Source organism: Streptacidiphilus jeojiense, assembly GCF_000719095.1.
Taxonomy (GTDB): Bacteria; Actinomycetota; Actinomycetes; order Streptomycetales; family Streptomycetaceae; genus Streptacidiphilus; species Streptacidiphilus jeojiensis.
The window spans coordinates 20,227-45,948 of the sequence record NZ_JOEH01000007.1; the positions used below are offsets into that span (position 1 = coordinate 20,227).

Here is a 25,722-nt window from a genome sequence, read left to right on the forward strand (position 1 = left end):
AAGCCTCGTCAGCTATGGGAGGGGGCGAGGTCGCCTTCGATGACGGTTTGGATGATCTGCGGTCGGTCCCACAGGGCCAGAACGTCGTTGGCGACGGCGACGACGGCCAGCGGGTCCTGCTGGCCGCGCACCATGATGGCGACTGCTGACAGGCTGCGCGGAACGGCGCCCGCATCCAACAGGACGCGCCACTCCTGCGGCCCGAGCTCCAGGTACTCCAGGCCGGTCAGGTTCGCGATCTCCAGCGGATCGGCGAGCGTTCCGGGGTAGGCGGCAAGGGTGCGCAGCCGCGGCAGCCCGGTAACGGGGGCGAGGCTGACCGGCTCGTCCTCCCACACGCCGATCGACAGGACCTCCAGGCCCGGGTGCGCTGCGGCCTGGACACTGGGCACGCTGCGGACGTTGACGTGGGCAACGACCGGCGGCAGGCCGGAGTCGGCCTCCTCCCTGTAGCGGCTGGGGCGTTCCAGGACGAGGTCGGTGAGGGAGTCGGCGAGCAGGTCGGCGCCGGTGCTCTCCTCATGGGACAGCAGGATGATCTGCCCGAGGTGACCGCGCGGGCCGGGAGTCAGGTCCACCGCCAACCGGTCCCCGCCGCCGTTGTCGCCGAACGCGATCCAGCCGGGCGAGCCGACCAGGCCCTGGACCGCGGCGCCGGGCCCGGTGACGACCGCGCCCTTCGCCCCGAACTGCCAGAGGAAGTGACGGGACGTCGCATCTGCGACGTACAGGTCATCCAAGGGGAACAACTCGCAACCGACTGCGTGGTACACGCCGCCGGCCCTCTCGTAGTCGCCCCAGTCCTCCCACCGTGCCCGAGTCACCCGGTAGAGCACCTTCAGTTCCTCGGGCAGCGGGACACCCAGTCGTGCCTCCGTGGCAGCGATCTCCTCCTGCGTTGCCCCGACGGCGTCGGGCAGCCGCTCACGCAGCGTCCGCTCCAGCAGCGCCAGATCCACTGACGGGGCCGGCACCGCTGCGGGCACCGGCTCGGGAAGGCGGCGCCAGGGCTCGGGGACCGAGCCCTCGACCAGGACCAGCGCCCCCGGATGGGCGCTGCCGATGCCCGACTCCACCGCCGGGCTCGGCCCGAGCAGATGGAACACCGTCCTGCCCGTTCCGGAGACTTCCGCCCGGAAGGAGATGTCGTCGATGCCGGCGTCAGCGAGCGCTCCCTGCACCCGCTGCACCGCGTCGAACTCATCCTGCACGTCCTCCACCTGGGCCGCACGGCCAGGAACCCGTCGCGGCCGCCGCAGAGCCAGACTCCAGCCGTGCCGGCCGATCCTCCCCGACACGCGCACCGACGCAGCACCGTGCCGGTCCGGACTGCTGTCCACCAGGAGCCGCAGCACGGGCGCCCACGTCGCGAAGTCATGTATCGAAAGCGAAGTGACCTTCTGATCAACCATGCGCAGACCCTACGCGCGACCACCGACACATGTCCCCGGAGAACCCGGCGTTCTGGCCGGCGGCGAGTTGGTCGGCGTGGTCGCGAGCGCCGTTCGCGCTGCACGCTTCGGAGGAGGCTGTCCGATGTCTTGCCGCCGCGTGCGCGCGGCTGGAACCCTCTGAGGGACCATCAACAGCCGTAGCGCCGTGGGAGGCCCTCCGCATGGATGTGCACCTGCACCCGCATGTCAGTGCACGCCGCCGTGCGGCACTCGGGGCCGCGCTGCTGGCGGCCACGCTCGCCGTGCTGCCGGCCTGCGGTGCCCCGCAGGACCTCACCGCTGCGGTCTCCTCCAGCAGCTCATCCGCCGCCGCGAGCGCGAGTTCCAGCCACACCACCGCTGCCTCCTCCGCGAACCCGAGCGCCTCGGAAAGTGCGCACCCGTCCGCAAGCGGGAGCGCCTCCACCAGGCCGAGCCCGTCCGCCACCCGCCCAGCCGGCGTGAGCGTCAAACCGAACCCGGCCCGCGCCGGGTCCGCTCTCACCCTCACCGTCTCCGGTTGCAAGGGCACCGGCGGCATCGGCTCCTCCACCGCCTTCAGCGCCGACGCGCCGCTCTCCCCCGCCTCCGGCGGCGGCAACCTGCTGACCGGCACCACCACGGTCACATCGACTGCCCTGCCCGGCACCTACCCCGTCGCAGCTGCCTGCGCCGGCGGCGGCACCGTGACCGGCACTCTCACGGTGATGGGCGCCCCACCCTCCAGCGGCCACATCGGAACCGGCGCCGGCGGCACCGTCACCCACAGCACCAACCCGGCACTCGGCCTCCTCGGCGCCCTGCTGCTCCTGGGCGGCGCCGCCGCCTGGTGGCGGGCACGCCCCCGCGCCAACGGACATGACCGTGCCCACTGACGACCCGCAGCGCCGCAAGCGCGGCAACGCGCTCCTCGTCGGCGCGGTGGGCGCGCTGCTCATCTGGATGGCCGCCCACGGCAGCCTCCAGACGGCCCCTCAGCCACCCCCCTCCGCAGCCCTGGCCCGCACCGTCGACGGACGCGGACCGCTGCCCGCTTCAGCCCCCGAACGTGTCCGCATCCCCGCCATCGGCGTCGACGCCCCCACCACCGTCCTCGGCCTGGCCGCCGACGGCCAGATCGCCGTACCCACCTACCGCCAGGCCGACCACATCGGCTGGTACCGCTACTCACCCGCCCCGGGCACCCCCGGCACCGCCGTCCTCCTCGGCCACGTCGACACCCCCACCGGCCGCGCCGTCCTCTACCGCCTGGGCCAACTCCGCCCCGGCGACCACATCCGCATCGACCGCCAGGACGGCAGCACCGCCGTCTTCACCGTCACGCGGATCGCCGCCTACACCGACAGCGCCTTCCCCACCAGCCAGGTCTACTCCCTCTCCAGCCCCCCACAACTCGCCCTCATCACCTGCGGCTACGGCTACGACCCCGCCACCCACCGCTACCTCGGCAGCATCGTCGCCTTCGCCCGCCTCACCACCTGACCGCCTCCGGAGGACGCACGGCCGCAGCCGTCTGGGGTGCCACCGGCCGGGCGGTCAGCCGCTGCGGCGGAGGGCTGCGATGAAGGCGGTTCCGTTCGGGGTGCCGACGCCGGTCATGGTGTCGTATCCCTTGGCGGTCACCTGCTCGGTGTCGGGGCGTTGCTGAACGTCGAAGACGTCGACGCCCGCGCTGGTGAAGGTGTCGTCGGGCGCGATGTAGACGGCCCGGTTCTGCTGCGGCGCGGACGTGCTGATCGGCAGGGTGTCGTGGAACGCCCGGGTGCCGGCCAGACGGTAGAGCAGCGGGTTGATGAAGCCGTACGGCAGCGTCTGTCCCTGCTGGGCATCGGCGACCAGGCCTGCGACCAGTGGGGTGGCCAGGCTGGTGCCGGCGCTTGCCACGGTGCGGTAGCGCCCGGGCTTCCCGTGGCTGTCCGAATCGGTGTAGCCGGTCAGCATGCCGGTGTCGGGGTCGGCGTCGGCGGCGATGTCCGGCACTGCCCGGCCGAGCACCGTCTGCTTGGCCACCCGCACCCGTGCCATCGACGCCGGGACGACGCCCTTCTGGTACGTCGGCTGCCGGTAGACGTCGCTGACGCCCCCACCGCCCCCGCTGACACCGAGGTCGGTCCACCTGCCGCCGTCCAGGGAGCCGTAGTCATCGGACCAGCCGGTCTCGAACACCCGGTTGCGCGCGGCCCCCACCCCCAGGGTGGTGCCGCCGACCGCCACTGCGTACGGGTCGGAGTCGGTGACGGTCAGGCCCGGGGTGTCACCGGAGGCGACGTACATGCCGACCCCCTCGGCTGCCGCCCGAACGTCGATGGCGTGCACGATCTGCGGAGCCACGTCTCCCAGCGGGATCTGCCACGAGTTCGACACGATCGAGGCCAGGGGGCGGTGTCCGTCCCCGGCCAGCACGGCCGAAGCCGCGTCCAGCAGCGCCTGGTCCTCGTCGCAGCCGGTACCCACCACCATCACCTGGTCCGCGCCAGGTGCCATGGCGTAGACAGCCTCGGAGTCCATCTCCGCCTCGACGTCAACGGCAGGCGACTGTGCCGCACGGTCCCTTGCCGGCGAGGGCGCGGTACAGGCGCTCCCTGCCTGGACCTGCCGGAACTGGGAGCGCTTCGGCAGCGGCAGCCGGTTGCTGCGGGCGTACGCGGTGAGCGTCTGGAACATCGCGGTCGGCGACTCGTCCTCGGTCAGCGCCACACGCTGGCCCCTGCCGGTGTCCCTCCACGTCGCCCCGTAGGCGGCCCGCAGTTGGGCCGCGGAGTACCCGCACACCGGCAGCGAGGCCCGGGTCAACCCCCGGTAGGCGGGATGCAGGGCATGCACGTGCTGCGCCCAGTACTGGCCGCACGTCGCCGGCTTGCCCGCTGACTTGCCCGCCGGCTTGCCCGCCGCTGGGCTCTGCGCAACCGACGCAACCGTGCTCCCCGATGCGACGGACGCGCTGCTCAGCCCGGTCACCCCCAGCACATCGGGGGCCAGCGACGCAGGCACCGACACCTGGCGGTCGTTGGAGGTGAACACCGGCGACCGGCCCGCCGACCCGCGTTCGGCGTCCCGGGGCTGGTACTGGCCGATCCGCACCTGGAAAGCGGACTCGAACGCCGAGACCGGCCCCGTCGCCGACACGAAGTCACGGCCGCCGTCGACCTGAACCCCCGTCAGCCCCCTGCCGATGAGCCACCCCATCACCGCCCCGACCTGCGCGGCCGTCGGACCGAACCTGGCGGTGTAGGCATCCGGGCTCAGGTAGCGGTGGAACTCGGGGCTGCCCGGCGTGGCCACCGCGTCCGCGGACGCGGCGGCGCGCGCCGCGTCCGGCCTGAGCCACACCTGGACCGTCAGTCGCTGCGACGCGGGCACGGCCCCCACCCAGACGGCAGAGCCCACCGCCGCGCGGACCGACCCGGGCAACGCGACAGTTGACGCGGTCCGCCCAGAACCCGACGCACCCGCGACGCCGCCGGACGCCACCACCGCCGCACAGGCCGCCATCGCAGCCACCGTCTGAAGAAAGCCCCTCACCAGCGCTCCTGTCCTACACGAACACAGCGCCCCACGGCCGCCGCTCTCCCCGAGTACAACGCAGTTCGCACACCCTCGGTTGCGGCAGCGTCGGCATCGGCGTTCAGCGTGAGCCCGCTCCCGACGAGCTGTGTTCCCGGCGGGCACCGTGCTGACGGGAAGTCACCGGTCGGTGGTGCCCGTGGCAGTGGCAGCATCCAGGCGTGCCTGCTCGGCGAGGTGTTGTTTGGCGGTCTCCCAACTGATCGGCAGCTCTTCCACCGGGAGCTCCCAGAAGGTGAAGTTCGAGCTCCGCATGGTGGGGCGCAGGACGCTCATGATGCTGCGGTGCGGCTCTGTCCCCGCGAACGCGTAGAGGGCGTCACGTCCCTCCCAGGCGGAGAGCGTGAAGAAAGTCCGCTTCAGTGGTTGGGCGATCAGGGACGCACCCAACGCGCCCGGTGCGGAACGCACCTGACGCCATGCAGCGAGCGACTTCAGGAAGAAGCGCGGCACGTCTTTGGCGGACCGCACCTCGAAGCGCGACGCCATGACGAACGCGCGAGTGTCGGGGGTGGCCGGGTTCGGAGTCGTCCAGGGCAGAGTTGGCATCGTGTTCCCCCGTTGTGAAGTTGGCGAGTGGCAGTATCCATATTAGACAGTTCGAGTATCCAAGGCCGCCCGCTCAGCCAGGCAGTCGTAGCCGTGGCCGGTTCACGCAGGCTCCTGATTCAGACGTCCCCGAAGTCGTCCACATCCCCGCTCGTCCGGACATCACCCGGGAGCTGACCGCGTTCGCCTCCGCGCTGGAATCTCGGCTGCGGCAAGCCGGGCGTTTTCGCGCACCTGTGGGTCGGGGTGGTGAAGGAACGGCTCGATCAGCAGCAGGGCCCGCGGGTCGTAGGTGGCGCCGAGCATGTAGAGGACGTATTCGAGGAGCTCGCGCTCCAATGTCGGCGTGGCGGTCGCCAGCGGTTCGATGAGGTCCAAGGGCAGGCGGTGGTGGTTGAAGGCCTCACTGATCGAATTCAGGGCGGACTCGCGGACCTTTCTCACCGGTTCGCTGACGGCCAGGCCGACCAGACGTCCGACGACCAGACGGGCGGTATCCGTGTCGAGTGCGGTGCCGCGCAGAAGGTCCCCGAGAGTATCGGCGGCGACATCCCGATGGTCCGGATCGCAATCGGTCAGCGCCTCAAGCGCCGTGATCATGTCGCTCATGCCAGCACCTCGGACCGCTCGACCAGGACGCCGTCCTCGAAGCGTGCACCAGCGTGGACGACAGGCACCAGATGGGCTCCGGTGATGGCGCGCGGGCTCTGGTGGCGGGGGGCCTGTTCAACGGGGAACCCAAGAGCGCGGGCCCGCGCGTGCAAGCGGCGTCGTTCGCGTCGTTCGGACATGGCAACACTCTGCCCGCCTCCGCGTGGCTGACGCCAACGCCGACGTGCGACACACTGACCACCGGCAGGCACCGAGGGCGTTGAGTGCGGTTCCGTCAGCACCCCGATGACGGAGGCCCGGATAGTCTGGGCCAGTGACTGAGCTCAAGGGGCCAATGGCCGTAGCGGAGATCCGCTGGCTGCCGGAATCGCAGGGCGGCAGGAGTTCGGGCCCACCGACCGCCCCGGTCTACGCGGCGACTGCCACGTTCCCAGGTTCTGACGCGCCGCTTCTCAGCATCCTGGTGGAACACATCGACCCTCAGCCACACGGCTTGGCCCTCGCCAACATCGGCTTCCTCGCCCCTGAGCTGGCCAGACCACACCTTCACGTCGGAGCTGAACTCCTGATTACCGAAGGCCCCCGAATCGTCGCTCACGCCATCATCCGCCACTCGCTGGCCAGTGCGTAGCACGGACTGAGTCAGCCCCGAACTAGCCTCGGGCTTTCATGAATGCGGGACAAGGCGTGAGGACCGGGCACCAGCCTGAGCCTGCTCCGCCCCCTGCTGGACCGTCCGAAACCGCCCCTTGCCACCTGGAGCCGTTCATGGCCGTTCACCGCGTCGTACCCAACATCCAGTCCGAGGCCGCCGAGCAGAGCCGGGAGTTCTACGGCATGCTGGGGTTCGAGGAGGTCATGAACCACGGCTGGATCATGACGCTCGCCTCTCCCTCCGCTCCGGCGGCCCAGATCAGCGTGATGGCCGAGGACCTGACCGCGCCGGTCGCCCCCGATCTGAGCATCGAGGTGGACGACGTCGACGCGGCCTACGCGGTGGTGCGGGCCAGCGGTGCGGAGATCGTGCACCCACTGCAGGACGAGGAGTGGGGCGTCCGGCGCTTCTTCGTCCGCGACCCGAACGGCCGAGTGGTCAACGTGCTGGGCCACCGCTGAGGACCCCGCACGGTCCGCCGCCGTAGTCGCTACCGGATCCTCATCTTTTCTTGACACGGTCCTCAGGACCGGCGCACAGGATGGGGGTCCAGAGGGATGCGGAGACCTGGACAGGTCCGGGTCGGCGGCTTGCTGGAGGCTCTCGTGAGTGACAGCCAGGGACAGTACGGTGCGGCGGGCACGGCAGGCGGCGGCTGGGGACCTCCCTATCCGCCGGGGACGCCGACGGCCGAACGGACCATGAGCGACTACCCGCCGCCGGCCTACGGGCCGGTCCCTCCTCTCGGCCCGCCGCCGAGGCGATCGCACAGGCGGGGCCGGCGGCTGGGCACATCGGTGATGCTGCTGGCCGCGGTGGGGGTGGGCATCGGGATCGACCATGCGTTCTGGCGTCCTTCCGCCGCAGCGCCGGCCTCGGCCTCGTCCTCGACGTTCGGCGCAAACGCGACCCCGCAGCCCGGCGCCTCGCTGCAGCCCGGGACAGGTGCGACCCCCTCCCCCGCCTTCCCCACCGCTCCGGCCACCCAGGGGGCCGGAGCGGCCGGCGGAGACTCGGCGGTGGCGGCCAAGGTCGAGCCGGCACTGGCGATCATCAACGTCACTCTCGGTTACCAGGACCTCCAGGCAGCGGGCACCGGCATGGTGCTCACCTCCAACGGCGAGATCCTCACCAACAACCATGTGATCAGCGGGGCGACTCAGATCTCCGTCACCGACGTGGGCAACAACCGCACCTACACCGCCTCCGTGGTCGGCTACGACGCCGCCGAGGACATGGCCGTGCTGCAGTTGCAGAACGCCTCCGGACTGACCACGGTGCAGATCGGCTCCTCCGCCAAAACCGCCGTGGGAGACCAGGTCACCGCCATCGGCAACGCCGGCGGGACCGGCACGCCCACCGCGGCGTCCGGCAGCGTGACCGCGCTGAACCAGTCGATCACCGCCGGCGACGACGCCACCGGCTCCTCCGAACAGCTGCACGGGCTGCTCCAGGTGGACGCGGACATCCAGCCGGGCGACTCCGGCGGCCCACTGGTGAACTCCTCCGGCCAGGTCATCGGGATGGACACGGCCGGCTCCGCCTCCTCCTCCCGATTCCAGCAGACCGCCACCCAGGGCTTCGCCCTGCCGATCGACACGTTGGTGCCGCTGGCCCAGCAGATCGAAGCAGGGAAGGCGAGCTCGGCCGTCCACATCGGAGCCACCGCGTTCCTCGGCGTCGAGGTGGGCAGCGGGAACAGCGCCGGCGGCAGCCAGGGCAACAGCGGCGGCCTGAGTGGCGGCGCCGGCAGCGGCACCGGCGTGAACGGCGCTGTGGTCACCGGAGTGATCAACGGCTCGCCCGCCGCGCAGACCGCGCTGGCGCAGGGCGATGTGATCACCTCCGTCGGCGGACAGACGGTGTCCAGTTCGGCGGCGCTGAGCACGGTCATGGCCAGCCACCGCCCGGGAGACAAGGTCACCGTGGTGTGGACCGACACCTCCGGCACCCAGCACAGCGCCTCCCTGGTCCTGGCCAGCGGCCCGGCGACCTGACGAGGCGCCAGGGCCGGCGCTCGGGCCGGTAACGGCCGGGCGCCGGCCACGTTGGGGACGACGGGCAGCAGCCACCACCGCGACACTGACAACCAGGCCTGCTTCAGCAGCAGCGGTCCGCAGCGCATCGATGACCGCCAGGATCACACCGACGGCGCAGACGGTGGCGCTTTCTCGTCGCTCTCAAGGTCACCGATGTATCCGGTCCCAGGGTCGGAGTACAGGAAGCCCGCGTTCACCCCGACGCCTACGCTGGCCAAGCCGTCGACTCGGTGACGACTCGACATCTGAGTAGGCGTACTCAGGCTCAGTGGGGCGAGTTGAGGCAGAGTACTCCCGTTGCGGATCACGATCACGGGGGGTGCGGAGTGAGTAGCGCGGGGACGGTGGAACCGACGTCAGGACGCTGGCGGCCGAGCGGGCGCACGCTGCGCGCGGCCGGTGCGGGGCTCGGTCTCATGGTGGCGCTGTTCTTCACCGAGTGGCTGCTGGTCTCCTCCTCCGCCTGCCGGAACGCCCCCGGCTGGGGCTGCCTCGGGGTGGTGGTGCTGTGGGACGATGCCACCCCGTTCGTGCTGTTTCTCGGCGCGTGGGCGGTGCTGCGGGTGCTCGGAGTGCGCCCGGCGTGGCTCACCGCGCTTCTCGGCACCGGCCTGAGCTGGTACCTGCTGCGGTATCTGACGGCGGTGAACAGCATCCCCTGGCTCCCGGGCGACGTCAGCTGGGCCCGGTTCGTGCTACCGACCGCTGCCTTTGCCCTCGCTGCGTGGTTCACCGCCTCGCTGCGCCCGTGGCTGCCGCGGGTGGCGGCGGTGGTCGCGCTGGCGCTGGTGGTGCCGGTGAACGCGTACGCCGTCTCGCAGATCGCCAGCAGCCAGGAGAACAGCGTCCTGTCGGCGAGCCCGGTCCCACTGCTGGGACCGCGGGTACCCGGCGGCTACCACATCGAAGGTGCCGGGACCGAGACCATCACCGGCCCGGTCTTCTTCTACCGCCTCGCCCCCGACGGCCAGACCGCCTCCACCATGGCGGAACTGCAGCACGAGATCCAGGTCACCGTCGCGCCGGTGCAACCGCGGTTCACCCCGCCGTCGCACTGCGCCGCGGTCAACTCCACCTACCCGGTCCCGGCCCCCGCCTGCATCGCCGTCGCGCCGGGGGTGTGGCGATCGGGGAACTCCCAGTACGTCTCCTACTACGTCCGGGTGGGCGACACGGTGGCGGACATCCAGGCCACCTCACCACCGGTGAGCGCGGCCGTGCTGACCGCGATCGCGCAGAGCATGAGCGTCCGTCATCCGTCCTATTTCACCGGAGGATGAGCCTGGGCGCTACCGGCCCTCGTCGGCGTTGAGCCAACGGTAGCGGTGGGCGGTGTTGGTGAGGATGTCCATCAGTTGTGCGGTGATGCCGAACCTTTCGCGGTTGATCTGCAGGGCGCGGGCCAGATCGCCGTCCCCGCCGCGTTCGGCGGCTGCCTTCCAGTCCGCGAGCATCTCGACGAGGTCGACCAGCGTCATGCCGTTGATCCCGTCGGGGAAGTGCTCCGGGTGGTGGCGGTTGTGCGCGTAGTGGTGGCGCAGCCCCTCGCCCATGGCTGCCACCACTGCCGCGTATTCCGCGGTGCCGTAGGTGGCTTCGTGCAGCCTGGGAACGCATTGGTCGTAGGTGGAGAGCTCGGGTTCGCGGGTCTTGCTCAGGTCGTGTTGCGTGGACCGGTCGATCAGCTCCTTGATCGGCTCGCCCATGAGTTCGGCGACGCGCAGGCTGTGGCGCAGGGTGTCGGCAGTGGAGTCGAACGGTGTGTCCATCGTGGTCCCCGCGTGATCGACTGGAGGGTTGTGACGGTCGTCGGATCAGCTGAGCTGCAGTGACCCTCCCGACAAGGGTTCAGCTCGGCGCGGGGTGTGTCCAGCGGCGGCGGTGAGTCAGTGCGGGGCAGGGCCGGTGCTGTTCCTGACGATCAGTTGGGTCGCCAGTTCGATGTGCAGGGCCTCGGCCTGGTGGCCCTCGAGTACCCGGATCAGGGCCGTGACGGCCAGCCGGCCGAGCTCCTGCAAGGGCTGGCGCACGGTGGTCAGGGTCGGGGTGGTGGCCCGGCTGACATCGATGTCGTCGAAGCCCACCACCGACAGGTCCTCGGGTACGCGCAGGCCGCGTGCGGCGGCGGCCTGAAGGACGCCGACGGCGACCTTGTCGTTGAAGCACACCACGGCGGTGGGGCGCGGGGACAGGTCGAGCAGTTCGCCGCCCAGGCGGTGGCCGGTCTCCGCGACCGGTTCCCCGGCCCGGACCAGCGCCGGGTCCGTCAGCGCTCCGACCTCGGCCAGGGCGGCGGCGTGGCCCGCCATCCGGTCCTCGCCGGCGGTCAGGGTCGGCGCCGCCGTGATCACCGCGATCCGGCGGTGGCCCAGGCCGGTGAGGTGCGCGGTGGCGGCGCGCGCGCCGGTCACGTTCGCCGCCGAGACGGACAGCACGTTGCGCGGCACCCGTACCCGTGGATCGATCACCACGAAGGGGGTGCCCGAGGCGCGCAGCGCCTCCAGGTCGGCGGCGGACTCCGGCGGCAGGACCAGGAGCGCCCCGGCGATGTCGCGCCGGCTCGGCAGGCGCCGCAGGACGGTGTCGTGGTAACCGGCACCGCCGGCGTCCAGCAGCACCTCGCGGCCGTGCAGCCGGAGCGTCTCGGCGGCGGCGGAGACGATCGGTCCGAAGAAGTCGGTGAGCTCGTAGGGGCAGCGCAGCAGTACCAGACCGCGCCGGGTGCGCGGACGCGGCTGCGCGTCCTGGCCCTCCAGTTGACGGACCGCCTCCTGGACCCGGCGGCGGGTCTCGACCGCGACGTGGGCGCGGTCGTTCAGCGCGCGGGAGACGGTGGCGGCCGACAGGCCCAGGTGCGCGGCCAGGCCGCGGACCGTGGCACGGCCGGGTGAGGGCCCGGTGATCTCCTGCTCGTGTTCCACGGCGACAGCTTAGGCCAGCGCTGACGTGCGGTGATGACACAGCTCCTTGACAGGTCTGGACCAAACTGGTTTCGTACATGGAACACATGTTGCAGAGAGCGCTCTACGACACATCATCGCAGGTCAGCCTCAGTAAATGATCTATACCAGAACGGCTTCTGCAACGTTTTCCGGGTCCATGTTTCAGAAACGCAATCCACCCATTGCGAAGGGTAGCCATGAAACATCTCCTCAAGGCCAGGAAGGCTGCGCGCCGGGCCGCAGTGCCCGGCACGGTCGTGGTCATGCTGGCCGCGGGCCTGTCCGCCTTCGGCGCCGGCAGCGCCCAGGCCGCCGTCTCGACCTCGTCCTGGTACAACCTGGTGGCCAACAACAGCGCCAAGTGCGTGGACGCCGCGGCAGCCGCCACCGCCAACGGCACCGCCGTGCAGCAGTACACCTGCAACGGCACCACCGCCCAGGAATGGGGGTTCCGCGCGGGCGCCGACTCCGGCTACTACGAGATCGTCAACTTCAACGGCGCCCAGCCGGCCGTCGACGTCAACGGCCCGTCCACCGCCAACGGAGCGGTGATCCACCTCTGGGCCAACGGCGGCTACAGCAGCCAGGAGTGGCAGCCGGTGCTGGAGAGCAGCGGGCGCTACCACTTCGTCAACCACTACAGCGGTCTGTGCCTGGACGTGCCCAGTGCCTCGACCGCCGACGGCGTCCAACTGCAGCAGTACACCTGCAACGGCACCGCCGCCCAGTCCTTCGCGCTGAACACGGTCGGCGGGGGCGGGGGCACCACCCCGCCGACCAACCCGAACAACCCGGACCTGGGGCCGAACGTCAAGATCTTCGACCCGTCGATGTCGGCGTCCTCGATCCAGTCGACCGTCAACTCGGTCTACAGCTCGCAGCAGTCCAACCAGTTCGGCACCAACCGCTACGCCCTGCTGTTCGAGCCCGGCAGCTACAACGTGGACGTACCGGTGGGCTTCTACACCCAGGTCGCCGGGCTCGGCGCCTCCCCCGACGACGTCTCGCTGACCGGCGGCGGGGTGCACGTGGACGCCGCCTGGTCGGGCGGCAACGCCACCCAGAACTTCTGGCGCGACGTGGAGAACCTCTCCGACACCCCGAGCTCGGGGACGCTGGAGTGGGCCGTCTCCCAGGCCGACCCGTTCCGGCGGGTGGACGTGCACGGCAACATGACCCTGGACGACTACACCTCGGGCAACTCCAGCAGCAACTGGTCCTCCGGCGGCTTCATCGGCGACTCGCGGGTCTCCGGCCAGATCAACTCCGGTACCCAGCAGCAGTTCCTGACCCAGGACACCAGCATGGGCAGCTGGGCCGGCTCCAACTGGAACATGGTCTTCGTCGGCGACAACGGCGCCCCCGGGCAGTCGTTCCCGACGTACACCAGCGTGTCCCAGACGCCGACGGCCAAGGAGAAGCCGTACCTGTACGTGGACTCCACCGGCCTGTACAACGTCATGGTCCCCGGGCTGCGCACCAACGCCACCGGCCCGGACTGGACCGGCGGCAGCACCGCGGGCACCTCGCTGCCGATCTCCCAGTTCTACGTGGTCAAGTCCGGTGACACCGCGGCCACCATCAACGCGGCACTCGCCTCCGGGCTCAACCTGCTGGTCACCCCGGGCGTCTACCACCTGAGCGCGCCGCTCAACATCACCCGCCCGGACACCGTGGTGCTCGGCCTCGGCCTGGCCACCCTGGTGCCGGACAACGGCGTCACCGCGATCACCACGGCCGACGTCGACGGCATCAACATCTCCGGACTGATCGTCAGCGCCGGTACCACCAACAGCTCCTCGCTGGTGCAGATCGGCCCGGCGGGCTCGACGGCCAGCCACGCGAGCGACCCGACCACGCTGTCGGACGTGTTCTTCCGCGTCGGCGGCGACGTGGCCGGCAAGGCCACCCAGTCCCTGGTGGTCAACAGCGCCAACACCGTCGGCAGCGACCTGTGGATCTGGCGCGCCGACCACGGCAGCGGGGTGGGCTGGAGCACCAACACGGCCGCCAACGGCCTGGTCGTCAACGGTGCCAACGTCACCATGTACGGCCTGGCGGTCGAGCACTACCAGCAGTACCAGACGCTGTGGAACGGCAACGGCGGCCGGACCTACTTCTACCAGTCCGAGATGCCCTACGACGTCCCCAACAACGCCAGCTGGACACCGGGCGGCGGGGAGAACGGCTACCCCTCCTACAAGGTCGCCAACTCGGTGACCTCGCACCAGGCCTGGGGCGTGGGCGTGTACTGCTACTTCAGCACCAACTCGGCGGTCGCGGCGGACCGGGCCATCGAGGTGCCGACCAGCGGCACCACCTTCCACGACATGGTCACGGTCTCGCTCGGCGGCACCGGCACCATCCACCACATCATCAACAACTCCGGTGCCCAGGTCTCCGGAAGCCCCACCGTGGCCTACCTGACCACAGGACCGTGACCACGGGACGGTGACCACGCCCCTGTGACCTCGATGCGCCGCCGCCCTGATCCTCCCCCCACCGGAACGCCGATGCGTTCCGCAGCGGCGGCGGCGCATCGACCTTCCTGCAAGCCCCCACGTTCGACCGCACCAGGAGGAACCTCGTGACATGGTCACGTAAGTGCAAGATGATCGCCGCCGTCACCGTGCCGGTGGCCGCGATGGCGACGGCCCTGACCGGCGCCGCCCAGTCCCAGGCAGCCGGCACCTTCCCGGCCCACTACGCCGCCCCGTACCTGGAGCTGTCCAGCAGCACCGTCGGCGACATGACGGCCGACATGAACGCCACCGGGCTGAAGTACTACACGCTGGCCTTCCTGATCCCCCAGTCCGGCTGCACCCCGCAGTGGGAGGCCGGCGGCAGCTCGCTGGGCGCCTTCACCTCACAGGTGAACACGCTGAAGTCGGCCGGCGGCAACGTCATCATCTCCTCCGGCGGCGCCGAGGGCGGCGAGCTCGCCGAGACCTGCACCTCGGTCACCTCGCTCACCGCCGCCTACGCCAACATCGTCAACACCTACGGCATCACCAAGCTCGACTTCGACATCGAGGGCGGGACCCTGGACGACTCCGCGGCCAACACCCGCCGCAACCAGGCGCTGGCCGCGCTCCAGGCCCAGAACCCGTCGGTGCAGGTCGACTACACCCTCGCCGTGGACCCCACCGGCCTGCCCAGTGAGGAACTCGGAGTCCTGCAGGGCGCCAAGAGCGCGGGCGTCAACGTCAGCACGGTCAACATCATGACCATGGACTTCGGCGACGGCCAGAACGCCTTCAACGACGCCGAGTCCGCCGCCCGGGGCACCGCGGCGCAGCTCGCCAGTCTGTACGGGATCTCCACCTCGGCCGCCTACGGGCGCCTCGGGCTGACCCCGATCGCCGGGCAGAACGACGACAACGAGAACTTCACCCAGGCCAACGCCAGCGCGCTGGAGAGCTTCGCCGCCAGCAACGGCGTCCAGGAGCTGTCCTTCTGGGAGGTCAACAGCTACGACAAGGGCACCGGCTACGCCTACTCCCGGATCTTCAACGCGATCACCGGCGGCACCACCACGCCCCCGCCGACCACCGGCGGCCAGATCACCGGCTACGGCGGCAAGTGCGTCGACGTGGCCGGGGCCAGCAGCGCCAACGGCACCGCGGTCCAGCTCTACACCTGCAACGGCACCAGCGCCCAGCAGTGGACCTCCTCCAGCGGAACGCTCCAGGCACTGGGCAAGTGCATGGACGTGACCGCGGCCGGCACGGCGAACGGCACCCAGGTCCAGCTCTACGACTGCAACGGCACCGCCGCCCAGCAGTGGACGCACCAGTCCAACGGCGAGCTGGTGAACACGGGCTCGGGCAAGTGCCTGGACGCGACCGGCCCCAGCTCCGCCGACGGCACCCGTCTGCAGATCTGGACCTGCGCCGACTCCGCCAACCAGCAGTGGACCCTGTCCAGCTGACACCTGGTCACCACAGTAGAACGAACTGAGCGTCGAGAGCGCCTCCCCGGGACGCCGCCCCTGCGGTACCCCGGGGAGGCGCCTCGACGTTCGGCACCGCCACGGTCGCCGTCGGCCTCTCGCCCCGTCAGCGGCCGCCCGGCGCGGGGGCGAAGGGCCCGTCCAGGGCTGCCCACTGCAGGAGCATGATCGTCTTCCCGTCGGCGATGCGGCCGTCCCGGGTCATCGCGAGGGCATCGGCGAAGGGCAGTTCGAGGACCTCGATGTCCTCGCCGTCCTCCTCCAGTCCGCCGCCGGCCCCGGTGCGGTCGGCCGGGGTGTAGGGGGCGGCGAAGAAGTGGAGGCGTTCGGTGACCGAGCCGGGGCTCATGTAGGCGTCGAGGACGTGGGTGAGCGGGCCCAGGTGACGCCGAGTTCCTCGGCGCACTCGCGCCGGACGGCGGCGGGCGGGTCGTCCGCGTCGAGCAGACCCACGGCGGCTTCGACGAGCATGCCGTCGGGGTGGTCGTTGACGTAGGCCGGGTAGCGGAACTGACGGGTCAGCAGGACGCGGCCGCGTTCGGTGTCGTAGGGCAGGACGACGGCGCCGTCGCCGCGGTCGTAGGTCTCGCGCTGCTGGGTCTCCCAGCGTCCGTCGCGACGGCGGTAGTCGAAGGTGGTACGCCGGAGGACGTGCCAGCCCTGGGAGGTGAGCTCGACGTCGCGCACCCGGACGTCGGGGTTGCGGTCCAGGCCGCGCCCGGCCCGGTCGAGGTGGGTACGGCCGCGGTGGTCGGGAACGTCTACGCCGGGGCGGGCCGTCACCTGGCCTCCTGCGGGGATGAGCATGGGTTGGTCGTTCACAGGCGCTACGATACATGCAGAAACGTGCAAGAACAGGAGAGAGTGCGGATGCTGGCTGCTGAACGGCGCGACCATCTACTCGGCCTGCTCGCCCGCGAGGGCAAGGTCGTCGCCAAGGACGTCGCGTCGGACCTGGGGATCTCCGAGGACAGCGTGCGGCGCGACCTGCGCGACCTCGCCGCCGAGGGGCTGTGCCAGCGGGTCTACGGCGGAGCACTTCCGGTCTCGCCGGCGGTGGCGGACTACGCCGCCCGGCAGAGCGTGGCCCCGGACGGGAAGCGGAGGGTCGCCGCTGTGGCCGCCGCCCTGGTGCGGCCGGGCAACGCGCTGATCCTCGACGGCGGCACCACCGCCCTCGCCGTCGCCCAGGCGCTCCCCCAGGACCTGGTCTGCACCGTGATCACCCACAGCCCGACCATCGCAGCGGCCCTGCTCGACCATCCGCAGGCGGAGCTCTTCCTGCTCGGGGGCCGCATCTTCAAGCACTCGGCGGTCGCCTGCGGCGCCGCCGCGGTCGAGGCCGCACAGAACGTCTCCGCCGACCTGTGCCTGCTCGGCGTCACCGGCGTGCACCCCGAAGCGGGACTGACCACCGCGGACGCCGAGGAGGCCGCGATGAAGCGCGCCCTGGCCGCGCGGGCCGCGGAAACCTACGTCCTCGCCTCCTCGGAGAAGATCGGCACGGCTTCGCGCTTCCGCGTGCTGCCCTGGGAGAAGGTCAGCGGACTGATCACCGACGCCGACCCCCATGACGCACTCGTCGAGCAACTCGCAGCGCACGGCGTGGAGATCCTGGCAGCCGGCTGACGGCCACGGCCCGGACGCGGCGTCAGACCGCGGTCGGGGGTGAAAGCAGCGCGTCGATCTCGGCCAGTTCCTCGGGGGTCGGCACCCACTCCCCCGCGGCGGCGTTGGCGCGCACCTGCTCGGCAGTGCTCGCCCCGGCGATGACCGAGCCGCAGCCAGGCCGTGCGGCCAGGGCCCCCACGCCGATCTCCAGGACGCTCCGGCCGTGCGCCTCGCCCCAGGCGGCGAGGCGCTCGACCGCGTCGAGGCCGGCCTCGGTCACCCGCTCGGGTCGCGACTGCAGGCGCGAGCCCGCGGGCACGCCGGTGGCGCGGCGTACCTTGCCGGTCAGCAGTCCGTTGGCGAGCGGGAAGTACGGCAGCACACCCAGGCCGTAGTGCACGGCCGCGGGCACCACCTCCTGCTCCACCCGGCGCTCCAGCAGCGACCACTCGTTCTGGGCCGAGACGAACGGCACGGCCCCGGTCTCCCGGGCCACGTGCGCGGCCTCGGCGATCTGCCAGCCCGCCAGGTTGGAGTGTCCGATGTAGCGCACCTTGCCTTCGCGCACCAGTTCGCTGAGCGCGGCCAGCGTCTCGGCGATCGGCGTGCGCGGGTCGGGGGTGTGCAACTGGTAGAGGTCGATGTGGTCGGTCTGCAGGCGTCGCAACGACTCCTCGACCGCACGCCGGATGTAGGAGCGCCCGCCCTTGGCCCCGGCCGCGGGCCCGTACCCCATGTCGATCCCCTGGTGGCCGAACTTGGTGGCCAGCACGACCTCGTCACGTCGCCCCTTCAACGCCTGGCCGAGCAGCGTCTCGGAACCGCCCTTGGCGCCGTACATGTCGGCGGTGTCGAAGAGCGTCACCCCGGCGTCGATCGCCGCGTCCACGACCGCGACTGTCTGTGCCGCGTCGAGCCTTCCGCCGAAGTTGTTGCAGCCCAGCCCCACCACGGAGACCAGGAGTCCACTGTTGCCAAGGGTTCGATAGTCCATGCGGCCACTCTAGATCGGGCACGGCAACGGGACGTGTCGGCCCGTCACCCGGTCGGGCGCCGGAGGGGCGCACGCGTCGGCGAGTCCTTGACGGATCCCGCAAGGGAGGAAAGCATCGCGGGGGAACACGACGAGGAGGACCGGGATGGGGACGGACCAGGCAGCTCTCGTAGCCGCCCTGCACGAGGCCGAGCAGAAGCTGCAGGCCGCCGTTCGATCCGGGGACAGCGAGGCGCTGGACCAGCTCCTGGACGACCGCGTCCGCTACACCGGGCCCGACGGCCGCGTCCTCACCAAGGCGGACGACCTGGAGGCGCACAGGTCGGGCGCCCTGGCCGTGGCGGTCTTCGACCAGCAGGACCTGCAGGTGACCGTGGTCGGCTCGACCGGGATCACCCTCGTCCTGGCCGGGTTGCAGGGCACCGCGGGCGGACAGCCGTTCGCCGCGCGCCTCCAGTACACCCGCACCTGGGTGTACGCCGATGACGCCTGGCGCGTCCTGGCCGCCCACGCCAGCGCGGTGCCCGACCTCGACGGGCCGCCCTCCGCGGGCTGAACCCCGAGGAGCCGTCCGGGTCGGGCGGCCCGGGCTCAGATCTGCTCGCGCACCAGTTCCTCCAGCAGCGTCAGCGCGTCCTGCATGCCGTCCTCCATGCCGGAGTTCAGGTGCGCGTCCCGGTTCGCCCGGCTCTGGTGCTCGACCAGCATCTCCAGGTAGGTCCGGCCGTCCTTCTCGGTGAACGTCGTGGTGTTCACGGCCTTGGCGTCGGGGACGCCGGAGAAGGTCTCCGTGGTGACCAGGCGCTCGTCCGGGACGACCTCCAGGTACTCGCCGTAGAAGGCGAACTCGTAGCCGTTGAACGCCTTCGCCGCCCAGCGCCAGTTGCCGCCGACGCGTACGTCCATCTCGACGTCGGTCACCTCCGAGCGGTTCGCGTGCCACCAGCGGCGCAGCAGCTCCGGGGTGGTGAAGGCCTGGTACACCAGGTGCCGGGGCGCGTCGAATTCGCGCGTGATCAGGATCTGGGTGTCGGTGGGGGTGGTGACGGTGGCCCGCCGCTGGTTCGCCGCAGTCATGATGTCCGCTCCTCGTCCGTCGTTTTCGATGTCGCCGGCCGCGATCCCTGGCGGTCGGCCTGCGCCTGCTCTGCCTTCAGGTCCTCGAGCACCGCGTCCAGGCGCTCGAAGCGTTCGGTCCAGAGCCGCTCGTAGTCCTTGACCCATTCGAAGACCTGGCGCAGCGGCGCCGGCTCGAGCCGGTATATCCGCTGCCGGCCCTCGTCCCGGACCTGGACCAGCCCGACCTCGCGCAGGACCCGCAGGTGCTTGGAGACCACCGGCTGCGCCACGCCGAGCTGCTCGACCAGGTCGTTGACGGACCGTTCGCCCCGCGCCAGGGCGTCGAGGATGTCCCGCCGCCGGGGTTCGGCGACGGCGTTGAACGCGTCCGTCGTGGTCGCAGCTCTCGCCATGGCTCCATCGTATGCCAATATGGACATACGTCAATCGGTACGTGGCCGTGGTCGCTGCACGGCTGGAACGTCAGAGCTGGAGCAGGCGCTTCTTCGCGGCCGCGAACTCGGCGTCGTCGAGCGCGCCCGAGTCGTGCAGGGCGGCAAGCCGCTCCAGCTGGTCGAGCAGTTCGCCGCCCTCCCCTGCGGGTGGCGCCGGTTCGGTGGGAGCGGAGGCTGACACGGCCGCCCTGATCGCGCTGCGCAGCTTCTCGGTGAACTCCTCCGCCTCCTCCAGGCCTTCCCAGCGGTGCGCCCCGCTCAGGGCGACCACTTTGAGCACCATGCCGCTCAGCCGGGTCGACTTGAGCTCGACATGGGTGATCCCGGTCAGCGGCACCGGCACTCCGGGCCGCCCTTCCTTGAGGTAGAGCAACCGGTGCGTGGTCACCAGCAGTGCGCCCTTGGCCCAGTCGTCCTTGCCACGGCAGGCGGTCAACGCGACCGGCTGCTCGCCGGGCAGCGCATCGGCCTGCGCCGCCCTCGCCGCCTGTGCCGCCTTCGGCAGCCGCTTGGACGCGCTGTCGCCGAGCGCGTCCGCGGCAATGTCCGTCACCAGGTCACTCCAGTCCATGCTCCCCAACCTACGGTGTTCCCACGTCCGATTGCTCGCCTCGCACCGGATACGGGTCACGCCGAAGGGACGCCTCCGCCGCCACGGAGGGCACGCAGGCCGGTGCGGATTTCGTCGACCAGGATCTCGGGCTGCTCCAGGGCCGCGAAGTGGCCGCCCTTGTCGGCCTCGCCGCAGTGGATCAGATTGCTGTAGGTGTCCTCGATCCAGATGCGCGGCAGGCGTGGGATGTCCTTCGGGAAGACGGTCACGGCGACCGGAAGCGACACCTTGGGGCCGGCGAGGGTGGCCGATCTGTTCTCCCAGTAGATGCGGCCGGACGACGCCGCGCTGTTGGTGAACCAGTAGAGGGATATCGCGTCGAGCATGTCGTCCGTGCCGACGGCGTCCTCGGCGAGCCCGTGGTTGTCGGTCTTGGACTGGAACTTCTCGTAGATCCAGGCTGCCTGGCCGGCGGGAGAGTCCGCCAGGGCGAATCCGACGGTCTCCGGCTTGGTGCCCTGGAGGTGGTTCGACCCGCCGAGTTCGCCGGTGTAGCGGGCGAGGGTCTCCACGGCGTAGCGCTGTTCGGGCGACAGGGTGTCGGTGTCGGGGATCTGCGCGGGAAAGGCGTACTGGGTGTTCAGGTGGATTCCGAGCAGCCCCTCAGGTCGCATCGCCCCGAGGGCGGTGGTGACGACGGCACCCCAGTCACCGCCCTGCGCGGCCCACCTCGTGTAGCCGAGACGCTTCATCAGCTCCGTCCAGGCACTTGCGATGCGCGCTACGTCCCACCCGGTCCGCGTGGGCTTCTGGGAGAACCCGAACCCAGGGAGCGAGGGAACGACGACGTCGAACGCATCGGCGGCGTCCCCTCCGAACGCCACCGGATCGGTCAGCGGGCCGATCAGCTTCAGGAACTCGACGATCGAGCCGGGCCATCCGTGCGTGAGGATCAGCGGCATCGCGTCGGGATTCCTGGACCTGACGTGGATGAAGTGGATGTCCAGCCCGTCGATCTCGGTCAGGAACTGGGGGAAGCGGTTGAGCTCGGACTCGAAGCGCCGCCAGTCGTAGCCGTGCTCCCAGCGGTCGACCAGGGATCTCGCGTTCTCCAGGCGAACCCCTTGCGACCAGTCGTCCACCGTTTCCGGATCCGGCCAGCGCGTCCTCGCCAGTCGCTGCTTCAGATCGTCGATCTCCGCATCCGGGATCGAGACGGTGAACGGACGGACGAGGGTCGAGGCCGGCAGTGTCGGCGGCGGCGTGGGTGCGGTCATGGCCTTCTTCTCTCCTCCTGTGCTGCCAGGCACAGCGCGGCTTTTCATTGCACACTGCTGTGCAATCTACTCCACTGCACAGTGCTGTGCAACAATGGCGCTGTGCCTACCGAGTCCTCCCGTCTGCGCTCGATGAACGAGACGCGCGATCGCATCCTCGACGTCGCCCTCGATGTGCTGGGAGAGAACCCCGACGCCGGCATGGGCGACATCGCCTCCGCCGCCGGCGTCGTCCGTCGTACGGTCTACGGCCATTTCCCCTCCCGCCTCGACCTGATCCGGACCCTCACGGAACGGGCCGTCACCGAGATGACGGGCGTGCTCACCGAGGTCAACGCCTCCGACGCGGCAGCGGACGCGACATGGGTCCGGTTCATCGCCCGGGTCTGGCCGGTGGCGCACCGCTACCGGGTGCTGTTGGCGCTGCGCCGTGGCGAGTACGGCGAGGCGATCCACGGCCTGCTCGGGCCGCTCGACGAGCTCCTTGCCGACCTGGTGGAACGGGGCCAGGACGGCGGTGTGTTCGCGCAGCACCTGCCGGCGGGCGTTCTGAGCCAGGTCGCCTACGGCGTCGTGTTCGCCATCGCGGACAGCGACCTGTCGAACAGGACCCCAGGTGCCCGAGCTGCGACGATCACGAGCCTGCTGATGCTGGGAGTTCCCGAGGCGCGAGCGGTCGCTCTCGTCGGCGACCAGCCCTGAGCCGCAGCTCTTGAGCGGTACCGAGGATCAGGCCGGGCCGCACATCGTGTCGACGACGCTTCTCACCAGGGCGGACAGCTCCTCGGGCTTGCTGTCCCGGGCGAGCTTGCCGTAGAGGACCAGCGAGGCCAGCCCGTGGACCAGGGCCCATGAGCCGGCCATGAACGCCGCCTGCTCGTCGGCCGGGCGCGTGTTCACCGCGGCCACGCGCGCGGACAGCACGGCGTAGGTCTCATCGGCGGCCGCGCGGGTCTCGGGGTGCCGGACGTCGCAGGGGCGGGCGAACATCAGCCCGAAGAGCGCCTGGTGGTCCAGTGCGTAGCGGACGTAGGCCTGCGCCAGCGTGACCAGTTCCTCCCCGGGGGCGGCGGTGGCCTCCGCCGCCAGCAGGGTGCGGCGCAGGTCCTGGAAGCCGTGCGTGGCGAGCGCGGCCAGGAGGTCGTCCTTGTCGGGGTAGTGCCGGTAGGGGGCGTTGGGCGAGACCCCGGCCCTGCGGGCGACGGCTCGCAGCGACAGCGCCGCCTCGTCGCCCTCCTCCAGCAGTTCGAGCGCGGCGTTCAGCAGGGCGGCGCGCAGATCGCCGTGGTGGTACGCGTCGCGGGCCGTTGCCACCTGATCCACCCTTCCTCCAGGTGCTGCCAGTGTAGGCACCGCCAGGGGCACCACCGCCCGCCAATGTTGACACTGCACACTTCGCGCGCCTAATGTGTACAGCGTTTACATCCGGGGTCGCCACATGCACCCCTCATCTCGCGAGCACCCTGGAACAGGCCCTTGTCCATGCAGACCGCAGTAGAAGCCGCCACCCGACCAGGAGTCCGCGACCGGTCATCGCTCCGCTGGTGGGTCCTCGCCGTCGTGGCGACGGCCCAGCTGATGGTGGTCCTGGACACCACCATCGTGAACATCGCACTGCCGTCGGCCCAGAGCGACCTGGGCTTCTCCAACGGAGACAGGCAGTGGGTGGTCACCGCCTACGCCCTCGCGTTCGGCAGCCTGCTGCTGCTCGGCGGCCGCATCTCCGACATGTTCGGCACCAAGGTCACCTTCCTGGTCGGGCTGGTCGGCTTCGCCGGGGCCTCCGCCCTCGGCGGCGCCGCAGGCAGCTTCGAGAGCCTGGTCGTCGCCCGCGCCCTGCAGGGCGTCTTCGGCGCACTGCTCGCCCCGGCCGCCCGATCCGTCCTGACCACGACCTTCACCGACGGAAAGGACCGGGCCACCGCCTTCGGCGTGTTCGGCGCCGTCGCCGGCGCGGGCGGCGCCATCGGGCTGCTGCTCGGCGGACTGCTGACCGAGCACCTGAGCTGGCGCTGGACCATGTACGTCAACCTGGCCTTCGCCCTGCTCGCCTTCGTCGGCGGTGCGCTGCTGCTCAAGCGCTCCGGCCGGAACCGGGACGCCACCCTGGACGTGCCCGGCACCGCGCTGGTCTCCGCCGGCCTGTTCGGCATCGTCTACGGCCTGGCCAACGCCGAGTCGCACTCCTGGGGCTCCGCCGACACCTGGGGATTCCTGGTCGCCGGCACCGTGCTCCTGGCCGCGTTCGCCTGGTGGCAGGCCAGGGCCACCAACCCGCTGCTGCCGCTGCGCGTGCTGCTGGACCGCAACCGCGGAGCGTCCTACCTGGCCGTACTCGTCCTGGGCGCGGGCATGTTCGGCGTGTTCCTGTTCCTGACCTACTACCTGCAGCAGACCCTCGGCTACACGCCGGTCAGGACCGGCCTGGCGTTCCTGCCCATGGTCGGCGTCATGGTGATCATGTCAGTGCTGTCCACGACCGTGCTGGTTCCGCGCCTAGGCCCGAAGCCGGTAGTGCCGCTGGGCATGGGCCTCGCCGCAGCCGGCCTGGTCTGGATGACCTCCCTGGGACTGCACAGCAGCTATGCCGGGCACATCATGCCGGCGCTGCTCGTCTCCGGGGTGGGCATCGGGCTGGCCACCCCGCCCGCGATGAGCCTGGCGACGTACGGGGTCGCGGCGCAGGACGCCGGAGTCGCGTCCGCCGCCGTCAACACCATGCAGCAGGTCGGCGGATCCATCGGCACCGCGCTGCTCAACACCCTGGCCACCACCACGGCCGTCCACTACCTCGTCGGCCGCAACCCCCGCGACCCCCTGACGCTCGCTCAGGCCGCCCTGCACGGCTACGCCACGACCTACTGGTGGTCCGCCGGCTTCTTCGCGCTCGGACTGCTCCTCAGCCTCCTGCTGTACCGCCGCGGCGCGACCGGCCCTGACCCCGTCACCGTCGCCGCGCCGGTCACGGAACCTGCGACGGACCTTGCGAAGGAGGGCAGCTGACATGCGGGCGTTTGTGATGACCCGGTACGGGGACGCGAGCGCGATGGAGATGCGCGACGTCCCCGAACCGACGGCGGGCCGGGGCGAGGTGCTCATCCGGGTACGCGCCGCGGGACTGAACCCGATCGACTACAAGGTGCGCCAGGGAGCGATGCGGTTGGTGCACCGCCTCGACCTGCCCCAGGTCGCGGGAAGCGAGCTGTCCGGGGTGGTCGAGGCGGTCGGCGCCGGCGTCACCCGGTTCGCGGTCGGCGACCGGGTGTTCGCCCGGGTGGACAAGAAGAAGCTCGGCGCCTTCGCCCCCTATGCCGTCGTCCACGAGACCCTGGTGGGGACGATGCCGCAGTCGCTGGACTTCGCCGACGCGGCCGGCCTGCCGCTGGCCGGGTTGACCGCGCTGCAGGCGTTGCGCGACGAGCTGGCCGTCACCGAGGGCGACCGGGTGTTCATCTCCGGCGGAGCCGGGGGCGTGGGCACCCTCGCCATCCAACTGGCCGTCCGGATGGGGGCGCAGGTGGCCACCACCGCGTCACCGCGCGGCCAGGAACTGGTGCGCTCCCTCGGCGCCACGACGGTCATCGACTACCGGCAGCAGAGGTTCAGGGACGTGCTGAGCGACTACGACGGCGCGCTCGACCTGACCGGCGGGCGGGACCTGTCGGACAGCTTCGCCATCCTCAAGCGCGGAGCCCGCACCGTCTCCGTCGCCGGACTCCCCCAACCCGCCAACGCCCGCGCGGACTTCGACGCGGGCCCACTGGTGGCGGCCGCACTGTGGGCAGCCGGCGCCAGGATCCGCCACCGGGCCGGGCGGAGCGGAGTCGGCTACCGGTTCCTCTTCATGCATCCCAGCGGGGCCGACCTCGACCTGCTGGCCGGCCCGGTCGACCAAGGGGAGCTGCGGACGGTGACCGACCGGGTCTTCCCATTCGAGCGGATCGCCGATGCCTTCGCCCACCTCGAACAGGGCCACGCCAAGGGCAAGGTCGTGGTCCGGATGTGAGTGGAGCCGAGCGGCGGCCCT

At 70.9% G+C, this 25,722-nt stretch carries 25 protein-coding genes and 1 pseudogene; 13 read left to right on the forward strand and 13 right to left on the reverse strand.

Features of this window, described 5'->3' with window-relative positions; translation table 11 throughout:
- Positions 1-8: 8 nt before the first annotated feature.
- Positions 9-1,412, reverse strand: a complete 1,404-nt coding sequence (locus tag IF29_RS0110120; RefSeq protein WP_030252533.1) for an SMI1/KNR4 family protein — start codon at positions 1,410-1,412, stop codon at positions 9-11.
- 203 nt (positions 1,413-1,615) lie between these two features.
- Here IF29_RS0110120 and IF29_RS43370 point away from each other — a divergent pair, with 203 nt between their 5' ends.
- Both IF29_RS43370 and IF29_RS0110130 read left to right on the forward strand, forming a co-directional pair.
- Positions 1,616-2,308: a hypothetical protein gene (locus tag IF29_RS43370; protein ID WP_030252535.1), complete on the forward strand. Its 693-nt coding sequence runs from the start codon at positions 1,616-1,618 to the stop codon at positions 2,306-2,308.
- Positions 2,298-2,915 carry a class F sortase gene (locus IF29_RS0110130; protein ID WP_198037371.1) on the forward strand — a complete coding sequence of 206 codons (618 nt, stop codon included), beginning with the start codon at positions 2,298-2,300 and terminating at the stop codon, positions 2,913-2,915. The genes IF29_RS43370 and IF29_RS0110130 overlap by 11 nt, the downstream gene beginning before the upstream one ends.
- 54 nt (positions 2,916-2,969) lie before the next feature.
- Here IF29_RS0110130 and IF29_RS0110135 read toward each other — a convergent pair whose 3' ends face one another.
- From IF29_RS0110135 to IF29_RS0110145, 3 genes are all read right to left on the reverse strand, one after another.
- A complete protein-coding gene (locus IF29_RS0110135; protein ID WP_232242090.1) occupies positions 2,970-4,793 on the reverse strand; it encodes a S53 family peptidase in 1,824 nt (607 codons plus the stop codon).
- Between the two features lie 324 nt (positions 4,794-5,117).
- The gene (locus IF29_RS0110140) at positions 5,118-5,546 is read right to left on the reverse strand and encodes a hypothetical protein (protein WP_030252540.1); all 429 of its coding nucleotides are present in this window, start codon (positions 5,544-5,546) and stop codon (positions 5,118-5,120) included.
- Positions 5,547-5,708: 162 nt separating this feature from the next.
- Positions 5,709-6,155, reverse strand: coding sequence for a hypothetical protein (locus IF29_RS0110145; protein ID WP_030252541.1), 447 nt, complete (start codon positions 6,153-6,155; stop codon positions 5,709-5,711).
- A 316-nt stretch (positions 6,156-6,471) separates the two neighbouring features.
- Here IF29_RS0110145 and IF29_RS0110150 point away from each other — a divergent pair, with 316 nt between their 5' ends.
- From IF29_RS0110150 to IF29_RS0110165, 4 genes are all read left to right on the forward strand, one after another.
- On the forward strand, positions 6,472-6,789 hold the full coding sequence (locus tag IF29_RS0110150) for a hypothetical protein (RefSeq protein WP_198037373.1): 318 nt from the start codon (positions 6,472-6,474) through the stop codon (positions 6,787-6,789).
- Positions 6,790-6,926: 137 nt separating this feature from the next.
- Positions 6,927-7,274, forward strand: coding sequence for a VOC family protein (locus IF29_RS0110155; RefSeq protein WP_030252545.1), 348 nt, complete (start codon positions 6,927-6,929; stop codon positions 7,272-7,274).
- Positions 7,275-7,418: 144 nt separating this feature from the next.
- Entirely contained in the window at positions 7,419-8,810 is a 1,392-nt protein-coding gene (locus tag IF29_RS41720; RefSeq protein ID WP_198037374.1) for a S1C family serine protease, read from the forward strand.
- Between the two features lie 386 nt (positions 8,811-9,196).
- Positions 9,197-10,132: a hypothetical protein gene (locus IF29_RS0110165; protein WP_157623679.1), complete on the forward strand. Its 936-nt coding sequence runs from the start codon at positions 9,197-9,199 to the stop codon at positions 10,130-10,132.
- A gap of 9 nt (positions 10,133-10,141) precedes the next feature.
- Here IF29_RS0110165 and IF29_RS0110170 read toward each other — a convergent pair whose 3' ends face one another.
- On the reverse strand, positions 10,142-10,621 hold the full coding sequence (locus tag IF29_RS0110170; protein WP_198037376.1) for a DUF5662 family protein: 480 nt from the start codon (positions 10,619-10,621) through the stop codon (positions 10,142-10,144).
- A gap of 117 nt (positions 10,622-10,738) precedes the next feature.
- Positions 10,739-11,773 carry a LacI family DNA-binding transcriptional regulator gene (locus IF29_RS0110175; protein WP_232242091.1) on the reverse strand — a complete coding sequence of 345 codons (1,035 nt, stop codon included), beginning with the start codon at positions 11,771-11,773 and terminating at the stop codon, positions 10,739-10,741.
- A gap of 218 nt (positions 11,774-11,991) precedes the next feature.
- Here IF29_RS0110175 and IF29_RS0110180 point away from each other — a divergent pair, with 218 nt between their 5' ends.
- Positions 11,992-14,235 (forward strand): RICIN domain-containing protein, encoded by a 2,244-nt coding sequence (locus IF29_RS0110180; RefSeq protein ID WP_030252554.1) that lies wholly within the window; start codon positions 11,992-11,994, stop codon positions 14,233-14,235.
- Positions 14,236-14,381: 146 nt separating this feature from the next.
- Complete coding sequence (locus IF29_RS0110185) at positions 14,382-15,725, forward strand: chitinase (RefSeq protein WP_232242092.1); 1,344 nt, start codon at positions 14,382-14,384, stop codon at positions 15,723-15,725.
- 127 nt (positions 15,726-15,852) lie between these two features.
- Here IF29_RS0110185 and IF29_RS41725 read toward each other — a convergent pair.
- A pseudogene (locus IF29_RS41725) lies at positions 15,853-16,529 on the reverse strand (NUDIX domain-containing protein).
- Between the two features lie 87 nt (positions 16,530-16,616).
- Here IF29_RS41725 and IF29_RS0110195 point away from each other — a divergent pair.
- Positions 16,617-17,375: a DeoR/GlpR family DNA-binding transcription regulator gene (locus IF29_RS0110195; protein ID WP_030252557.1), complete on the forward strand. Its 759-nt coding sequence runs from the start codon at positions 16,617-16,619 to the stop codon at positions 17,373-17,375.
- 22 nt (positions 17,376-17,397) lie between these two features.
- On the opposite strand, the gene IF29_RS0110200 is transcribed toward IF29_RS0110195, so the two are convergent.
- Entirely contained in the window at positions 17,398-18,351 is a 954-nt protein-coding gene (locus IF29_RS0110200) for an aldo/keto reductase (protein ID WP_030252559.1), read from the reverse strand.
- A gap of 145 nt (positions 18,352-18,496) precedes the next feature.
- Between IF29_RS0110200 and IF29_RS0110205 the strand changes: the two genes are divergently transcribed.
- On the forward strand, positions 18,497-18,907 hold the full coding sequence (locus tag IF29_RS0110205) for a nuclear transport factor 2 family protein (protein WP_030252561.1): 411 nt from the start codon (positions 18,497-18,499) through the stop codon (positions 18,905-18,907).
- Between the two features lie 35 nt (positions 18,908-18,942).
- Here the strand turns inward: IF29_RS0110205 and IF29_RS0110210 are convergent, their stop codons facing one another.
- The 4 genes from IF29_RS0110210 to IF29_RS0110225 form a co-directional block, all read right to left on the reverse strand.
- Positions 18,943-19,428, reverse strand: a complete 486-nt coding sequence (locus IF29_RS0110210) for an SRPBCC family protein (protein ID WP_030252563.1) — start codon at positions 19,426-19,428, stop codon at positions 18,943-18,945.
- Complete coding sequence (locus IF29_RS0110215) at positions 19,425-19,823, reverse strand: ArsR/SmtB family transcription factor (protein ID WP_051725139.1); 399 nt, start codon at positions 19,821-19,823, stop codon at positions 19,425-19,427. The genes IF29_RS0110210 and IF29_RS0110215 overlap by 4 nt, the downstream gene beginning before the upstream one ends.
- Before the next feature lie 70 nt (positions 19,824-19,893).
- Positions 19,894-20,436, reverse strand: coding sequence for an SHOCT domain-containing protein (locus IF29_RS43375; RefSeq protein ID WP_051725140.1), 543 nt, complete (start codon positions 20,434-20,436; stop codon positions 19,894-19,896).
- A gap of 56 nt (positions 20,437-20,492) precedes the next feature.
- The gene (locus IF29_RS0110225; RefSeq protein ID WP_030252568.1) at positions 20,493-21,695 is read right to left on the reverse strand and encodes an epoxide hydrolase family protein; all 1,203 of its coding nucleotides are present in this window, start codon (positions 21,693-21,695) and stop codon (positions 20,493-20,495) included.
- A gap of 102 nt (positions 21,696-21,797) precedes the next feature.
- On the opposite strand from IF29_RS0110225, the gene IF29_RS0110230 reads away from it, so the two are divergent.
- The gene (locus IF29_RS0110230; RefSeq protein WP_157623680.1) at positions 21,798-22,397 is read left to right on the forward strand and encodes a TetR/AcrR family transcriptional regulator; all 600 of its coding nucleotides are present in this window, start codon (positions 21,798-21,800) and stop codon (positions 22,395-22,397) included.
- Positions 22,398-22,424: 27 nt separating this feature from the next.
- On the opposite strand, the gene IF29_RS0110235 is transcribed toward IF29_RS0110230, so the two are convergent.
- On the reverse strand, positions 22,425-23,009 hold the full coding sequence (locus IF29_RS0110235) for a TetR/AcrR family transcriptional regulator (RefSeq protein WP_030252571.1): 585 nt from the start codon (positions 23,007-23,009) through the stop codon (positions 22,425-22,427).
- Positions 23,010-23,177: 168 nt separating this feature from the next.
- Between IF29_RS0110235 and IF29_RS0110240 the strand changes: the two genes are divergently transcribed.
- Both IF29_RS0110240 and IF29_RS0110245 read left to right on the forward strand, forming a co-directional pair.
- Positions 23,178-24,698: an MFS transporter gene (locus IF29_RS0110240; RefSeq protein WP_051725141.1), complete on the forward strand. Its 1,521-nt coding sequence runs from the start codon at positions 23,178-23,180 to the stop codon at positions 24,696-24,698.
- 1 nt (position 24,699) lies between these two features.
- Positions 24,700-25,701, forward strand: coding sequence for an NADP-dependent oxidoreductase (locus IF29_RS0110245; RefSeq protein WP_030252575.1), 1,002 nt, complete (start codon positions 24,700-24,702; stop codon positions 25,699-25,701).
- Positions 25,702-25,722 lie beyond the last annotated feature (21 nt).

What these genes read in the sequence shown, in the direction of transcription:
- IF29_RS0110245 (WP_030252575.1), top strand. Translation starts at nt 24,700, where the DNA reads ATGCGGGCGTTTGTGATGACCCGGTACGGGGACGCGAGCGCGATGGAG.
- IF29_RS0110170 (WP_198037376.1), bottom strand. Translation starts at nt 10,621, where the DNA reads ATGGACACACCGTTCGACTCCACTGCCGACACCCTGCGCCACAGCCTG.
- IF29_RS0110180 (WP_030252554.1), top strand. Translation starts at nt 11,992, where the DNA reads ATGAAACATCTCCTCAAGGCCAGGAAGGCTGCGCGCCGGGCCGCAGTG.
- IF29_RS43375 (WP_051725140.1), bottom strand. Translation starts at nt 20,436, where the DNA reads ATGGACTGGAGTGACCTGGTGACGGACATTGCCGCGGACGCGCTCGGC.
- IF29_RS0110210 (WP_030252563.1), bottom strand. Translation starts at nt 19,428, where the DNA reads ATGACTGCGGCGAACCAGCGGCGGGCCACCGTCACCACCCCCACCGAC.
- IF29_RS0110205 (WP_030252561.1), top strand. Translation starts at nt 18,497, where the DNA reads ATGGGGACGGACCAGGCAGCTCTCGTAGCCGCCCTGCACGAGGCCGAG.
- IF29_RS0110225 (WP_030252568.1), bottom strand. Translation starts at nt 21,695, where the DNA reads ATGACCGCACCCACGCCGCCGCCGACACTGCCGGCCTCGACCCTCGTC.
- IF29_RS0110120 (WP_030252533.1), bottom strand. Translation starts at nt 1,412, where the DNA reads ATGGTTGATCAGAAGGTCACTTCGCTTTCGATACATGACTTCGCGACG.
- IF29_RS0110200 (WP_030252559.1), bottom strand. Translation starts at nt 18,351, where the DNA reads ATGGACTATCGAACCCTTGGCAACAGTGGACTCCTGGTCTCCGTGGTG.
- IF29_RS0110195 (WP_030252557.1), top strand. Translation starts at nt 16,617, where the DNA reads ATGCTGGCTGCTGAACGGCGCGACCATCTACTCGGCCTGCTCGCCCGC.
- IF29_RS0110155 (WP_030252545.1), top strand. Translation starts at nt 6,927, where the DNA reads ATGGCCGTTCACCGCGTCGTACCCAACATCCAGTCCGAGGCCGCCGAG.
- IF29_RS0110140 (WP_030252540.1), bottom strand. Translation starts at nt 5,546, where the DNA reads ATGCCAACTCTGCCCTGGACGACTCCGAACCCGGCCACCCCCGACACT.
- IF29_RS43370 (WP_030252535.1), top strand. Translation starts at nt 1,616, where the DNA reads ATGGATGTGCACCTGCACCCGCATGTCAGTGCACGCCGCCGTGCGGCA.
- IF29_RS0110240 (WP_051725141.1), top strand. Translation starts at nt 23,178, where the DNA reads ATGCAGACCGCAGTAGAAGCCGCCACCCGACCAGGAGTCCGCGACCGG.
- IF29_RS0110215 (WP_051725139.1), bottom strand. Translation starts at nt 19,823, where the DNA reads ATGGCGAGAGCTGCGACCACGACGGACGCGTTCAACGCCGTCGCCGAA.
- IF29_RS0110145 (WP_030252541.1), bottom strand. Translation starts at nt 6,155, where the DNA reads ATGAGCGACATGATCACGGCGCTTGAGGCGCTGACCGATTGCGATCCG.